At 68.7% G+C, this 12,593-nt stretch carries 15 protein-coding genes, 1 tRNA gene and 1 pseudogene; 7 read left to right on the plus strand and 10 right to left on the minus strand.

Features of this window, described 5'->3' with window-relative positions; all coding sequences use genetic code 11:
- A pseudogene (locus tag RN743_RS03585) lies at positions 1-334 on the plus strand (HNH endonuclease signature motif containing protein); the annotation flags it as partial.
- 37 nt (positions 335-371) lie between these two features.
- On the opposite strand, the gene RN743_RS03590 reads toward RN743_RS03585, so the two are convergent.
- The 5 genes from RN743_RS03590 to zigA all read right to left on the minus strand — a co-directional run bounded on the left by RN743_RS03590 (position 372) and on the right by zigA (position 3,740).
- Positions 372-827 carry a cupin domain-containing protein gene (locus tag RN743_RS03590; protein ID WP_310776358.1) on the minus strand — a complete coding sequence of 152 codons (456 nt, stop codon included), beginning with the start codon at positions 825-827 and terminating at the stop codon, positions 372-374.
- Complete coding sequence (locus RN743_RS03595) at positions 817-1,014, minus strand: hypothetical protein (protein WP_310776359.1); 198 nt, start codon at positions 1,012-1,014, stop codon at positions 817-819. Before RN743_RS03595 ends, RN743_RS03590 begins: the two co-directional genes overlap by 11 nt.
- 64 nt (positions 1,015-1,078) lie before the next feature.
- Positions 1,079-1,378: a hypothetical protein gene (locus RN743_RS03600; RefSeq protein WP_310776360.1), complete on the minus strand. Its 300-nt coding sequence runs from the start codon at positions 1,376-1,378 to the stop codon at positions 1,079-1,081.
- Positions 1,372-2,499 carry an NAD(P)-binding domain-containing protein gene (locus RN743_RS03605; RefSeq protein ID WP_310776361.1) on the minus strand — a complete coding sequence of 376 codons (1,128 nt, stop codon included), beginning with the start codon at positions 2,497-2,499 and terminating at the stop codon, positions 1,372-1,374. Before RN743_RS03605 ends, RN743_RS03600 begins: the two co-directional genes overlap by 7 nt.
- Positions 2,496-3,740, minus strand: coding sequence for a zinc metallochaperone GTPase ZigA (zigA, locus tag RN743_RS03610; RefSeq protein WP_310776363.1), 1,245 nt, complete (start codon positions 3,738-3,740; stop codon positions 2,496-2,498). The genes RN743_RS03605 and zigA overlap by 4 nt, the downstream gene beginning before the upstream one ends.
- Positions 3,741-3,903: 163 nt before the next feature.
- Here zigA and RN743_RS03615 point away from each other — a divergent pair, with 163 nt between their 5' ends.
- Positions 3,904-4,341 carry a transcriptional repressor gene (locus RN743_RS03615; protein ID WP_310776365.1) on the plus strand — a complete coding sequence of 146 codons (438 nt, stop codon included), beginning with the start codon at positions 3,904-3,906 and terminating at the stop codon, positions 4,339-4,341.
- Positions 4,342-4,364: 23 nt separating this feature from the next.
- Here RN743_RS03615 and RN743_RS03620 read toward each other — a convergent pair whose 3' ends face one another.
- A complete protein-coding gene (locus RN743_RS03620) occupies positions 4,365-5,723 on the minus strand; it encodes an amidohydrolase family protein (RefSeq protein WP_310776367.1) in 1,359 nt (452 codons plus the stop codon).
- Positions 5,724-5,898: 175 nt separating this feature from the next.
- Here RN743_RS03620 and RN743_RS03625 point away from each other — a divergent pair, with 175 nt between their 5' ends.
- Entirely contained in the window at positions 5,899-7,107 is a 1,209-nt protein-coding gene (locus tag RN743_RS03625; RefSeq protein WP_310776369.1) for a cytochrome c, read from the plus strand.
- Positions 7,097-7,867, plus strand: coding sequence for a carboxypeptidase regulatory-like domain-containing protein (locus RN743_RS03630; protein WP_310776371.1), 771 nt, complete (start codon positions 7,097-7,099; stop codon positions 7,865-7,867). The genes RN743_RS03625 and RN743_RS03630 overlap by 11 nt, the downstream gene beginning before the upstream one ends.
- Positions 7,868-7,876: 9 nt before the next feature.
- On the opposite strand, the gene RN743_RS03635 is transcribed toward RN743_RS03630, so the two are convergent.
- Both RN743_RS03635 and RN743_RS03640 read right to left on the minus strand, forming a co-directional pair.
- The gene (locus RN743_RS03635) at positions 7,877-9,205 is read right to left on the minus strand and encodes a nicotinate phosphoribosyltransferase (protein ID WP_310776373.1); all 1,329 of its coding nucleotides are present in this window, start codon (positions 9,203-9,205) and stop codon (positions 7,877-7,879) included.
- Between the two features lie 6 nt (positions 9,206-9,211).
- A complete protein-coding gene (locus tag RN743_RS03640) occupies positions 9,212-9,805 on the minus strand; it encodes an isochorismatase family protein (RefSeq protein ID WP_310776375.1) in 594 nt (197 codons plus the stop codon).
- A gap of 85 nt (positions 9,806-9,890) precedes the next feature.
- On the opposite strand from RN743_RS03640, the gene queC reads away from it, so the two are divergent.
- Positions 9,891-10,583, plus strand: coding sequence for a 7-cyano-7-deazaguanine synthase QueC (gene queC / locus RN743_RS03645; protein ID WP_310776377.1), 693 nt, complete (start codon positions 9,891-9,893; stop codon positions 10,581-10,583).
- Between the two features lie 9 nt (positions 10,584-10,592).
- Here queC and RN743_RS03650 read toward each other — a convergent pair whose 3' ends face one another.
- Positions 10,593-10,895: a hypothetical protein gene (locus RN743_RS03650; protein ID WP_310776379.1), complete on the minus strand. Its 303-nt coding sequence runs from the start codon at positions 10,893-10,895 to the stop codon at positions 10,593-10,595.
- Positions 10,896-11,015: 120 nt separating this feature from the next.
- Positions 11,016-11,097 (minus strand) — tRNA-Ser (locus RN743_RS03655).
- A gap of 210 nt (positions 11,098-11,307) precedes the next feature.
- Here RN743_RS03655 and RN743_RS03660 point away from each other — a divergent pair.
- Entirely contained in the window at positions 11,308-11,604 is a 297-nt protein-coding gene (locus RN743_RS03660) for a helix-turn-helix transcriptional regulator (RefSeq protein ID WP_310776381.1), read from the plus strand.
- Positions 11,601-12,593: type II toxin-antitoxin system HipA family toxin (locus RN743_RS03665; protein ID WP_310776383.1), on the plus strand; the 993-nt coding region annotated here is incomplete at its 3' end. The genes RN743_RS03660 and RN743_RS03665, both read left to right, overlap by 4 nt.

A 12,593-nucleotide genomic window follows, 5' to 3' on the forward strand; every position in this document is an offset into this window, starting at 1 on the left:
CGAGGGGGGCGAGACGAAGCTCGACAACCTGATCCTCCTGTGCCGGTTCCATCACCGGGCCGTGCACGAGGGCGGCTGGCGGGTGGAGATGGGGCAGGCGGGGGCCGCGCGCTTCCGCGACCCGCACGGCCGCGTGGTACCGGCGGTGCCCCCGGTCCACGAGGACGTCAAGGCGCCCCGAACCGCCGATGCGGGGCTCCGGAACTGGCACCGGCAGGAGGGGATCGACCCCTGGACGGCGACCAGCCTCTGGCAGGGCGACCCGCTCGACCTCGACTGGGCGCTCTTCGTCCTCTGGGCGCAGTACGACGAGACCCCATTGAGAGCAGCCTGAGGGCGGCCTGACGGCGGCCTGAGGGTCGCTGGCGGCGCTACGGGCGCTCGGGGCGTTCGAAGTCGACGATGTTTTCCCACTCCTGGGCATCGGAGCGGGCCACGACGGCGACAACCGGCTCGGTGTCGCTGAGGTTGAACACCTCGTGGGGGACGCCGGGCTCGATGAAGATGAAGTCGCCCGCTTCGTTGTCGAGCGTCTTCTCCAGCCTCGGCCCGAACTCGTGCCGGACGCGTCCCTCGAGGATGTAGAGCATCACCTCGAAGTCCACGTGGATGTGTGCCTTCGCGACGCCGCCGGGCGGGATCATCGCCACGTTCATGGAGAGCGCGCCGGAGCCGACGTTCTCCGCCCACATCCCCGTCTTGTACTCGATCCCGTTCCACGCCCGGTGCCTGCCGCCGCCCCGCACCGTGATGATCCCCTCGTGCCGCTCCACCCGCCCCGGCGCCTGGCCGTCCCGGGCACCGTCGGCCTCCGAGCTACGCGGCACTGCTGCCCCGCGGAGTTTGGTCGGAACTCCTGATCGTCCCGCCACCCAGGGCGGGCTCCAGCCGATACCCGCCCAGCTTGACCCCCACGTCGGCAAGCTGCTTGGCCGCCTGTTGGCTACGGTCCACCGCGACGCGGTCGATCTTGGGGTTCTTTTTTAGAATCTCGTCCAGCCGATTCTTCTCCATCGTAGGACCTCCGCTAGAAGAAGTAAGGGTTGTGGACGAACGATACCAGCCCGTGGCGGGCGGGTCAGTCGCCTTTGGCCATTACGAGCGCGGCGGTGTTGGCGAGTAGCCAGGCGGAGGCGGCGCAGAGTTGCAGCCAGTCGCCGCGTGAGGTGATCCCGTACGCGAACACGCTGGCGATCCAGCACAGGCTGGCGGCCGTTTGGCCGGCCCACTCGATACGCATCGCCCGACGCAGCACCCGCCGCAGTCGCCGGCGCTTCGGAGTCAGCTTCGGAGTCAGCTTCGGAGCCAGCTCCGGAGTCAGCTTTGGAGTCAGCTTTGGAGTCGCGGGCGCGGGGGCTTCGGCTCGGTCGGTCAGCATACGCACTCCTGTCCGCAGCAGGAGAGATCGTCGAGGTACATGCCCCACATCCTGTACATCTCGAGCCCCTCGGCGGGCAGGCCCAGCGAGGTCGCGATCGACTTGGCGACGACCGCGAACCGCTGCCGGTACTTGAAGATGAAGCAGAAGATGTGCTTGTCGTGCCGCACGGACGCGCCGCACAGGTAGATCCCGGGGACGATCGTCGATTCGTCGTGCTCGCTGAGGAGCGGAAATCCGTCTTCCCGCGCCTCGAAGAGGTCCATCACGAGCGGGTGGCTTCCGTCAAACCCTCCCGCGAGGAGGGGCGGCACGGGCGTGCGAAAGCGCTGCCCGTCCCCCGTGGCGACCTCGAATCCACCGTTGGCGGCAGCGACGGCGGTGATTGCGGTGTCGGGAAAGAGCTCCACGTGCTCCGCGTACGAAGGGCGTCGTGTCCGCTCGAGCGAGAAGATGGAAAGGGCGACGCTGGGATCGGAGCTCTCGGACGCCCATGGACTCCCGCGGTCGAAGAGGCGCACCCGCTTGCCTCGCTCGGCCAGGTGGCTGGCAACGTCGACGCCGCTCTCGTAGCCGCCGACGACGATGAAATCGTCCCCCTCCAAATCGGCGTAGCTGGGGAGCAGCGCCGTGTGCAGGCACAGCTCGCTGCCCTCGAAGCTGTTCAGGCGCGGATACTGGAAGTCGCCCGCGGCCCAAATGACGTGCCGGGCACGCAGGGATCCCGCGGTGGTTTCGACCACGAACTCTTCGCCGCTCCGGTCGATCCGAAGCACGTCGACGCCCTCCTGAATCGGCAACTCGAAGTGGTCGGCGATCGCCTGGAGGAAGGCCGCGTACTGCCTCCCGGTGGGGTGCTCGACCTCCAGGGACCAGGCGGCCGAGGTCCCGATCACGACGGAGTTCAGGTCGAGCATGCCGACCGAATTCGTCGGGAACGAAGGGGTGATGAAGCGGGTCTCGGCCGGCCACTGGGCGAACGAGGCGCCGACCGAGTGGCGTTCGAGCGCGACGAAGTTCTCGATCCCCGCGTGCGCGAGCGCCACCGAGACGCCGACGCCGGCGGCGCCCGCGCCGACGATGACCACATCCATCAGGTCGTCCTGAGCCGTAGTGTTCATCCGGCCACCTCCTCGACCATCTGAAGCTCGGGGAAGGGGTTGGGACGTCCCTCCCAGGTGCTGCTGTCGGCGGCGGCAAGGGCTTCGTCGAGCAGGCATGCGTCGAGTCGCGCGCGGACCGCGGCCTCGTCCATCTCCTGACCGATGAAGACGAGTGCCTGGTGACGATCCCCGTACCGAGGGTGCCAACTCGACTGCTGGTCCGGCCGCTCTCCGTCCGGGTGGTCCCAGTACTCCCTCGGCGTCGCGGCCCACCACATGCCCATGGGGTTGACGGAACTCACACCCCCGGCCTGTTCCCACTCATATACGGCCTTGTGATCGGCGGCGACCCAGAAGAAGCCCTTCGACCGGAGCACGCCGCGCCAGTTCTCATCGTCGTTCAGGAACGCCCACAGCTTCTCCGCGTCGAACGGCCCCGGAGTCCGATAGGTGAAGGTCGATATCCCGTACTCCTCCGTCTCGGGCGTGTGGTCTCCCTCGAGCTCGCGGATCCAGCCGGCCGAGCTTTCCGCCTTGTCGTAGTCGAACAAGCCCGTGTCGAGCACGCCCTCAAGGGGCACCTGCCCGTGCGTCACCCGGTGAATCTCGGCGCCGGGGTTGAACGCGCGCAGAATGGCTTCGACCTCGCGCGCATGGTCCTCGGTGACGAGATCGAGCTTGTTGAGCACGATGACGTCGGCGAACTCGACCTGGTCGATCAACAGGTCGGTGACCGTCCGCTCGTCCTCTTCGCCCAGCGACTCACCGCGGTCCTGCAGGGCTTCGGCGGCGTTGTAGTCCTTGAGGAAGCTCGCGGCGTCCACGACGGTGACCATCGTGTCGAGGCGCGAGATGTCGCCGAGGCTCACCCCGTCCTCGTCCTCGAAGGTGAAGGTCTGGGCGACCGGGATGGGCTCCGAAATCCCCGTGGACTCGATCAGCAGGTAGTGGAAACGCCTCTCCCGGGCCAACCGGGAGACTTCGGCGAGCAGGTCCTCCCGCAGCGTGCAGCAGATGCAGCCGTTCGTCATCTCGACGAGCGTCTCTTCGGTTCGCGAGAGCTGGGCGCCCCCGCGCTCCACGAGGGCCGCGTCGATGTTGACCTCGCTCATGTCGTTCACGATGACCGCGACCCGGCGTCCCTCCCGATTGTTCAGAACCTCGTTCAGGAGGGTGGTCTTCCCGGCTCCGAGGAAGCCGGACAACACCGTGACGGGAAGGCGCTCGTCACGAGCTACGGCGCCTGGATCGCTGCTCATCGAACTTCCTTTTCCGGCACTTCTCACTGCGGGGTGCTCCTGCAAGGCGGGGTGCTCCTGCAAGCGGCTTGCGAGGGCAGGAAAATACACAAGTGACTTGCATGTGCAAGTGCTTGTCCCTAGCGTTTTCGAACTTCAGCTCTGCACGCGCGGGGGAAGGCCCATGCGAATCACCAAGAACGAGGCCCGTCGGAGGCTGCGCGAGCGCGGTCTGCGCGTGACCGCGCCGCGCCTTGCGGTGCTCCGCATCCTGGCCGCCGCCGAGGGTCCGGTGTCCTTCACGCAGGTGCTCGACCTGCTCGGCGACTCGGACTGGGATCAGGCGACGATCTACCGCAACCTGGTCAAGCTGCGTGAGGCCGGCCTCGCTCCCGTGGTGAGTCGGGCGGACGGCATCGACCGATACGCGCTCGCGGGAGACCACGAAGACAGCCATCTCCACCCGCACTTCCTGTGCGAGGACTGCGGCCGGGTGGCCTGCCTGAAGGAGGAGGTCACCGCCGCGTTGTCGATCGATGGGCCGTGGGCCGAGTCCATCCGCCGCGCGATGGTGCACCTCCTCGGCCACTGCCCGGACTGCCTCGCCCAGGCCGACGCCTGAGATCCGCCGGGCGCGGCAGTCGCTCAGTTGCCGAAGCTGGTGGCGATTTCGGCGAGGCCCTGCTGGATCTCTTCCTCGGACTTCCAGACGCCGCGGACCATGACGCCGGCGCGGTCGGCGACGTTCGCGACGTCGTCGAGGGGGTTGGAGTTGGTGAGGATGAGATCGGCGCGCCGGCCGGCGGCTACCGTTCCGAAGGTGTCGTAGGCCTGGAAGTAGTCGCCGACGTTGCGGGTGCCGCTGACGAGGATCTCGTACGGTGACATTCCCGCGTCGGCCATCGCCGCGAGTTCGCGGTGGAGCGAGAAGCCGGGGACGCTGAACATCTGGGGCGAATCGGTGCCCATGAGGATGCCCACGCCGGCGTCGTTCATCATGCCGAGGAGCCGCGTCCGGTTGGTCGCGTGCAGGCGCGCCTGCTCCACGTCCCATGCGCCGCGCGCCTGAATGGCCTGGAGCCGGTCCTTCCAGCCCTGGACGCCCTCCGGGGGCCAGTAGCGCATCTCCGGATAGGCGGCGAGCGCGTCGGGGTCGCCGAGGCCGATGACGCCGACTTCCCAGAGGACCATGGTGGGCACGACCCAGGCGCGGGCGCCGATCGTGAGCGCGAACAGTTCCTCCATGGTTGCCGGGTCCATGGGGCCGCGGATGCCTCCCGCCTCCTCCATGTAGCCGTCGAGGTGGTCGAAGGTTTCCTGTCCCATGAGGATGGCGTGCCGGATCCCGACGTCGGCCGGGACGTGGCCTCCGAAGCGGATGCCGGCCTGCGCGGCGGCCGCGGCGAGCGCGTCGTATTCCGGCACGGTGAGACCGGGGTGGATCTTCAGGTGGTCCCACCCTTCCCCCTTCTGCACCCACACGCGATCCGCTGCCTGCGACGGTGACGTGACCGAGTTGCCGTTGAAGCTCGGGCCCGCGAGGTAGAGGGTCGGGCCCCAGATCTCGCCGGTGTTCGTCCTCGCCTTCAACTCGAGGTCGCCGGGGAGGCCGAGCATCCCGCGCACCGTCGTCACGCCGTTTGCGGCGTAGAGGAACATCACCTGCTCGCGGAACGTGTCGGTCGGGAAGCCGCCGGGCGTGTGCCCGTGCATCTCCGACAGGCCCGGCATGAGGTACTTCCCGGCGCCGTCGATGCGGCGGGCGCCGGCCGGCACGTCCACGTCGGCGGCCGGGCCGACCGCGACGATCCGGTCGCCGCGCACGACGACGGTGTGTCCGGTCAGGATCCGGTCGGAATCCATCGGAATCACGTTCACGCCGACGAAGGCGGTGGCGCCGGCCTGCGACGCCTGCTCGGCGGCGGCGGGGACGGGAGCCGCGGCGAAGGGAGCCGCGACGCACGCGGCAAGAGCGAATCCAAGTGACCGTGTGGCGAACCTCATGCGTCCTCCTCGGGCACGGCCGCCCGCGTCCCCGTGACGACCTTGACCCCGATAACAATTATCGGTATTGAAATGCGCCCGGCGCGTCGGACACGGTGCCGGCGCGTCGGACAACGTTCGCAGATTACGACATCGCCGGCCCGATGGGACCCCCCGACCACGAGGAAACACGGATTTGATCGCACGCAACGACAGGCTCTCCGGCTTCCGCGCCCGCCTCACCGGCGCGGGTCTGGTCGTGCTGGTTTCGGCGTCGGCTTCGCTCTCGACCCCCCGATCGGTCGTGGGCGCGCAGGCCGCGCAGGGCGCCCCGGACGGGATGGCGCTGTACGGGGCGGGGTGCGCGAGTTGCCACGGGTCGGACGGACGGGGCGCGTCGGCCGACCGGATCGCATTCGACGACCCGCTGCCGGACCTCACCGACTGCAGCTTCGCCTCGCGGGAGCCGGATGCGGACTGGATCATCGTCTCCAAGGCCGGAGGACCGATCCGCGGCTTCAGCGACGTGATGCCCGCGTTCGGCGAGGCGTTCGACGACGACCAGTTGCAGGCCATCATGGACCACATCCGGACGTTCTGCACGGACCGCGCCTGGCCCCGCGGAGAACTCAACCTCCCCCGGCCTCTCTTCACGGAGAAGGCGTATCCGGAAGACGAGTGGGTGTGGACGACGAGCATGAACGCGGAGGGACCCGGGGCGATCGTCAACGAACTCCTGTACGAGAAGCGCTTCGGCTCCCGGAACCAGGTCGAGATCGCGCTTCCCTTCGGCTTCGCCGAGGACTCCTCGACTCCCGCCTCGAGCGACGGGGGGCCGGCGTCGGACTGGGGGGTCGGACTCGGCGATATCGAGATCGGTTACAAGCGCGCGCTGCTGCACAACCTGCGGACGATCTTCAGCTTCGGCACCGAGCTCAAGCTCCCCACCGGCGACTCGGAGCGCGGCATCGGAAGCGCCGAGTTCCAGATCGAACCGTTTCTCGCGCTGGGACAGATCCTTCCGGGCGACGCCTTCGTCCACCTGCAGGCCGGCGGGGGACTCCTCGCGCGGGGGCATCGAGAGTCCCACGGCACGGCCGAGCACGACGAAGACGTGCGGGAAGCGTTCTTTCATGCCGTCCTCGGACGCACGTTCACGAGCGGGGAGTTCGGCCGTTCGTGGTCCCCGATGGTCGAAGTGCTGGCGAGCACGCACCTGGCCGACGGTGCGCAGCCGCAGTGGGACCTGGTGCCGCAGATGCAGGTGACGCTGAACACGCGGCAGCACGTGATGCTCAACGTCGGGGTGCGGGTGCCGTTGACGGATGCCGATGTGAGGAGCACGCAGTTCCTCGTCTATTTCCTGTGGGACTGGTTCGACGGAGGGTTGTTCGATGGCTGGTAGGTGGGGACGGGGCTCGTTTCTCTCCTGTGCGCTCGCGATCGTTGCGGTCGGGGCGGGCTGGACATTCGATGGGCGCGCGGTGGCGGGGGCGGCCGAACCGGAAGCGGTCACGGGCCGCATCGTCGTGGTCGCGGGGCAGGTGCGCCTGGCCGGAGAGCCGCCGGGCGGGGCGGAGATCGACATGTCCGCCGACGCCTACTGCCGGGACCAGCACGACGAGACTCTGCTGGACCGTGCGGTGCGCGTCGGCCCGGGCGGCGGTCTGGCGGACGTGCTCGTGCGGATCGTCAACGCGCCCGCAGCGAGTGCGTCGAGTCCGGCGCCCGAGGCCGTGGCCCTCCTCGACCAGGAGGGATGCCTCTACACGCCGCGTGCGGTGGCCGTCCGCGCGGGCCAGCCGCTCGTCATCCGCAACAGCGACGCGACCCTGCACAACGTCCGGGTCGTGCCCGCCTCGAACCCGGGGTTCAACCTCGGCCAGCCCATTCAGGGGATCCAGAGCACGCGCTCGTTCGAGACCCCGGAGATCGGGATCCAGGTGCGCTGCGACATCCACGGCTGGATGACCGCCTCCATCCACGTCCTCGCGCACGAGTTCTTCGACATCACGGGCGAGGACGGGGCGTTCACGCTCCCGACGCTGCCGCCGGGAGACTACGAGATCGAGGCCTGGCACCCCACGCTGGGGACGGTGTCGGAGCGCGTCTCCGTCGCCGCCGGCGAGACGCCGTCGCTGACGCTGGAGTTCTCTTCCGGCTAACCGACCCGGCTAACCGGCGGACCGGCGGTCGACCTCCCGGGCCAACTCGCGCACGGCGGGGGATGGCTCTACCGGGAACGGCGTGCGCGCCGAGTCGAGCCCCCTGAGTTCCGGCGGGAGCGTCTTCAGCGAGGCTCTCACGCGCTCGCGGACCTCTTCCAGCGGGGGGGCCGGGCGGATTCGTGCTCCCGCGCGCGCCACGGGCCCGAGCAGCGCCTCGCCGGACAGCGCTTCGTCCTCCAGGCCCAGCACATCGCGCGCGAGCCGCCCACCTTCTCGGGTGCGGAAGACCTGCTTGCGGCCGGGCCACGTGGCCTTCCCCTCCGAGCGCTTGCGGCGCGGCCGGCCGGCGTACTCCTGGAGCTTGTACACGCTGTCGAGCGTCGGCTCGTCGGCGGAGACCGTGAGAGCGGCCCCCACGCCGAAGCCATCGATCGGAGCGTGGGCCAGCCGGGCCACATCGTGCTCGTCGAGCGAACTGCTCGCGAAGATGCGGACCTCGGGGCAACCCCCCTCATCCAGGATCCGGCGCACGCGCCGTGCGTGGGCGGCGAGATCTCCGGAATCCAGCCGCACCGCCTGGATCTCGATGCCTTCGGCGCGGAGGCCGGGCGCGATCTCGACGACCTTCGACGCCCCCGCCCCGGTGTCGTAGGTGTCGATGAGCAGCACCGTGTTGTCGGGGTGGGCGCGGGCAAAGCGAATGAAGGCGTCGGCCTCGCTGTCGTGCGCCTGGATGAACGAGTGGGCCATGGTGCCGAAGGTCGGAATCCCCCAGCGCTTTCCGGCGAGCGCGGTGGCGGTGCCGTCGAAGCCGGCGATGTAGGCGGCCCGGGCGGCGAGGAGCCCCGCCTCCGAGCCGTGCGCCCGCCGCAGACCGAAGTCCACGAGCCGGGCTTTCGGGGCCGCGAGCCTGAAGCGGACCGCCCTCGAGGCGATGAGGGAGGCGTAGTTGAGCAGCGAGATGAGGCGCGTCTCGACGAGTTGCGCCTCGGGGAGCGGCGCGGTGACCCGCAGCAGGGGTTCTTCGGGGAAGAAGACGGTGCCCTCGGGCATGGCGTCCACGTCGCCGTTGAAGCGCAGATCGGCGAGCCAGTCGACGAAGGCGGAGGGGAAGCCGGGCTGGCCGCCGATCCACTCGAGTTCGTCGGGTTCGAAGCGCAGGCCTTCGAGGTAGTCGAGGGCGTGCGCCAGGCCCGCGGCCAGCAGGAAGTTCCGATTCGGGGGGAGGCGGCGGACGAAGAACTCGAACACGGCGGTCTCGCGCATGCCGTGTTCCCAGTACGCCTTGAGCATGGTGAGCTGGTACAGGTCCGTGAGCAGGGCGCCTGCCGCCATCGTTCGCTATCCCCCGGCCAGGACCGTTCGCGTGGGGGCGAAGTTCGCGCCTGCCGCCTGCATGCGGTCGATCGCGCGGGCCCCATCGCCCGACTCGACGTTCACGGCTCTCACGGCATCGAACAGCAGGACCACATCCAGGCCGCCCGCCCGGGCGTCGAGTACGGTTCTGAGCACGCAGTAGTCGGTCGCGAGGCCGCCCGCGAAGACGCGCGTGACGCCCCGATCCGAGAGGCGGTCGGCGAGGTCGGTGCCCGAGAACGCGGAGTAGGCCTCGGCGGCCGGGTCGTCGGCCTTCGAGATCACGACGGCCGAGGCGGGAAGCCGCAGGGACTCCGGGAACGCCGCGCCGTTCGTCCCCGCGACGCAGTGAAGCGGCCAGAGACCGCCCTGCTCGACGAACGAGCAGTGATCCGGCGGGTGCCAGTCGCGCGTCGCGAAGATCGGGAGACCCGCTTCGGAGAAGACGCGGATCGCTTCGTTCAGCGGCGGGATCACGGCATCGCCTTCGGGGACGGCGAGCGCCCCGCCGGGGAGGAAATCCTTCTGCACGTCGACCAGCAGCAGCGCGTCGCCCCGGCCGGGTGACCGGATCCGCATCGGTTCTCCTTCCGCGTTTGGGCCGCTTCCGGCCCCACTTTACCATGCATTGCCGCGCTGTGCGAAATCGTGTTACGGTTGATGGATGGTCCGCAGGGCGGTGGTCCTCCTCAGCGGTGGGCTGGACTCGGCGACCGCGCTGGCGATCGCGGCGGAGCAGGGATATCGGCCCTGTGCGCTTACGCTCCGCTACGGGCAGAGACACGAGCGCGAGGTGGATGCCGCCCGTCGCCTGGCGGAAGCGATGGGGGTGACCCGGCACGTGATCGCGGCCGTTGATCTGCGCGCGTTCGGGGGTTCGGCGCTCACCGATGACCTGGAGGTTCCCAAGGGCGGGCCCGGGTCTCCCGACCCCGAGGACATCCCCATCACCTACGTTCCGGCGCGGAACACGATCTTCCTGTCGATGGCGCTCGCGTGGGCGGAGGTTCTCGGGGCGTCCGACATCTTCATCGGCGTGAACGCCGTCGACTACAGCGGATATCCCGACTGTCGTCCCGAGTTCCTCAACGCGTTCGAGAAACTCGCCGCCCTCGCCACCAGGGCGGGCGTGGAAGGGGGTCGGCCGTTCCGGATCCATGCACCTCTGATCGACCTCACCAAGGCGGAGATCATCCGGCGCGGGCTGGCGCTGGGGGTCGACTACGGGATGACGCGGAGCTGCTACGATCCCGATGCGGTGGGCGCGGCCTGTGGGGAGTGCGACTCCTGCCGCCTGAGGCTCGCCGGGTTCGCCGCGGCGGGCGCCCCGGATCCGGCCCCGTACCAGGACCGTTAGAGGGCGGCGCTAGCGGGGGTCGCGTCGGCTCCGGGGTCGGGCGGGTGTCTGCGAATCTCCTCCGCCATGACGGGTGACCCGCACGAGCATCCGGTCGATGGTCGCCCGTTCGCCGGTCTCCCGGTTCATGGCATGGACGATCCGGCCATTCTCGCCAACCCATAGCGTGTCGGCGCCGAAATCGCCGACGTACCAACTCTGGAGGGTGTCGGAGGAGGCTTCATCGATCTCGGTGACGCGCGGTCCGTCCAGGATCCAGCAGCGGGTGCCAAAGCACACGGTGAAGGCGAGCGCGACGCAGGCGAGATTCACCGGTTCACGGCCGGCAGAGGGGTCATCCCCCCAATTTAGGTAACTCCCCACGCTTTCACTAGGACGACAGCCGCTCGCCGAGCTCGCTCCCTTCGGTCGCTCGGTTCGAACCCCGTCTAGCGGAGAGGGGGGGATTCGAACCCCCAAGCCCGTGAGGGCGCCGGTTTTCGAGACCGGTGCATTGCCGTTCTGCCACCTCTCCGGGTGCCGGCTACCGGGGTGCTGGCGGGGCTGCCGAGACGTCCGGTACGCGCGGCCGAAGAAGGTGCTCCGACAGGGCTCCCGCTGTCAAACTTTTGTCGCCGTTCGTAGACATTCGGCGTTTTGTACTCGATCGACGACATCGCACAAATGTCGTCGATCGGCTACATTTCCGTTTGGTGGTCGTGACCTCTTGGCGGACAGGTAGGAAATGCAGTTTCGCACATCCATCGAACTTGGGCTGCTGATCCGCAAGGCCAGGCATGCGCGAGGAATGACACAGGCGGACCTTGCACGTGCGGCCGGGGTTGGCCGACAGTGGATCGTGGCCATCGAAGCCGGCAAACCGAGGGCCGAACTGGGCAAGGTGTTTCAGGTGCTTGCGGCACTCGACGTGTCGCTGTCGATCCACGGTGAAGGCATCCTGGAGCCCTCCAGTTCCCGAGTCCGGATCGCGGTCCCCGACATTGAGGCGGTCGTCAGGGCCCACGAAGACCCGGCACCGTGACCGAACGCCTCGTCGCGGTAGCGAACGGGGAGGTCATGGGCTACGTCATGCGCCAAGAGCGAGGGCGGCTCGCTTTCTCGTACGATGAGGCGTGGCGCCAAACGTGGGACGCGTACCCGCTTTCCCTGTCGATGCCTCTCGCCGGTGCCGAATACGGCCACGACGTCATCGAACCGTGGCTGTGGGGACTCCTGCCCGACAACGAGAATGTGCTCGCTCGGTGGGCCAGGCACTTCCACGTCTCCGCACGCAGCGCGTTCTCCCTGCTGCGGGCTACGGGCGAGGATTGTCCCGGTGGAGTCCAGTTTGCGGCGCCGGACCGCGTCGACCGCCTGCTGGGCGCGCAAACCCAAGCGGTCGACTGGCTGACGGAGGAGCAGGTCGGCGCCCGCGTGGGCGCGCTGAACGAGGACGGGAGCGCCTGGCGTCTCCCCGGGGATGCCGGTTGGTTCAGCTTGGCAGGTGCGCAGGCCAAGACGGCTCTGTTCTTCGCCGACGGGCGATGGGGAGTGCCTCGCGGTCGAACGCCCACGACACACATTCTGAAACCTCCGGCTCCCGGCTTTCCCGGGCACTGCGAGAACGAATACCTCTGCCTGACGCTGGCCCGCGCGCTCGGAATCCCGGCGGCTCGCTCGCGGGTACATCGTTTCGGCGAAGAGCCGGCGCTCGTGGTGGAACGGTACGACCGGGTAAGCACTGTTGACGGAATCGTGCGAGTCCACCAGGAAGATCTCTGCCAAGTTCTGGGTCTGGCTCCGACGGCCAAGTACGAGAGCGACGGCGGTCCCGGCTGCGGCCGCATGGTCCTGGCAATTCGGACCTACTCCAGCCGCCCCGGGGACGATCTCCGGACCTTCGTCCGCGCACTTGCACTGAACTGGATCATCGGTGGGACCGACGCCCATGCGAAGAACTTCTCCTTACTGATCGGTGCCGGCGGGAGAGCAACCCTCGCCCCTCTCTACGACGTAGCTAGTTCTCGTCCG

The sequence above is a fragment of the Candidatus Palauibacter scopulicola genome, from assembly GCF_947581915.1.
GTDB classification, from domain to species: domain Bacteria; phylum Gemmatimonadota; class Gemmatimonadetes; order Palauibacterales; family Palauibacteraceae; genus Palauibacter; species Palauibacter scopulicola.

Coding starts and splice junctions, on each gene's coding strand:
- RN743_RS03595 (WP_310776359.1), bottom strand. CDS start 1,014: ATGGAGAAGAATCGGCTGGACGAGATTCTAAAAAAGAACCCCAAGATC.
- RN743_RS03600 (WP_310776360.1), bottom strand. CDS start 1,378: ATGCTGACCGACCGAGCCGAAGCCCCCGCGCCCGCGACTCCAAAGCTG.
- RN743_RS03605 (WP_310776361.1), bottom strand. CDS start 2,499: ATGAACACTACGGCTCAGGACGACCTGATGGATGTGGTCATCGTCGGC.
- zigA (WP_310776363.1), bottom strand. CDS start 3,740: ATGAGCAGCGATCCAGGCGCCGTAGCTCGTGACGAGCGCCTTCCCGTC.
- RN743_RS03615 (WP_310776365.1), top strand. CDS start 3,904: ATGCGAATCACCAAGAACGAGGCCCGTCGGAGGCTGCGCGAGCGCGGT.
- RN743_RS03620 (WP_310776367.1), bottom strand. CDS start 5,723: ATGAGGTTCGCCACACGGTCACTTGGATTCGCTCTTGCCGCGTGCGTC.
- RN743_RS03630 (WP_310776371.1), top strand. CDS start 7,097: ATGGCTGGTAGGTGGGGACGGGGCTCGTTTCTCTCCTGTGCGCTCGCG.
- RN743_RS03635 (WP_310776373.1), bottom strand. CDS start 9,205: ATGGCGGCAGGCGCCCTGCTCACGGACCTGTACCAGCTCACCATGCTC.
- RN743_RS03640 (WP_310776375.1), bottom strand. CDS start 9,805: ATGCGGATCCGGTCACCCGGCCGGGGCGACGCGCTGCTGCTGGTCGAC.
- queC (WP_310776377.1), top strand. CDS start 9,891: ATGGTCCGCAGGGCGGTGGTCCTCCTCAGCGGTGGGCTGGACTCGGCG.
- RN743_RS03660 (WP_310776381.1), top strand. CDS start 11,308: ATGCAGTTTCGCACATCCATCGAACTTGGGCTGCTGATCCGCAAGGCC.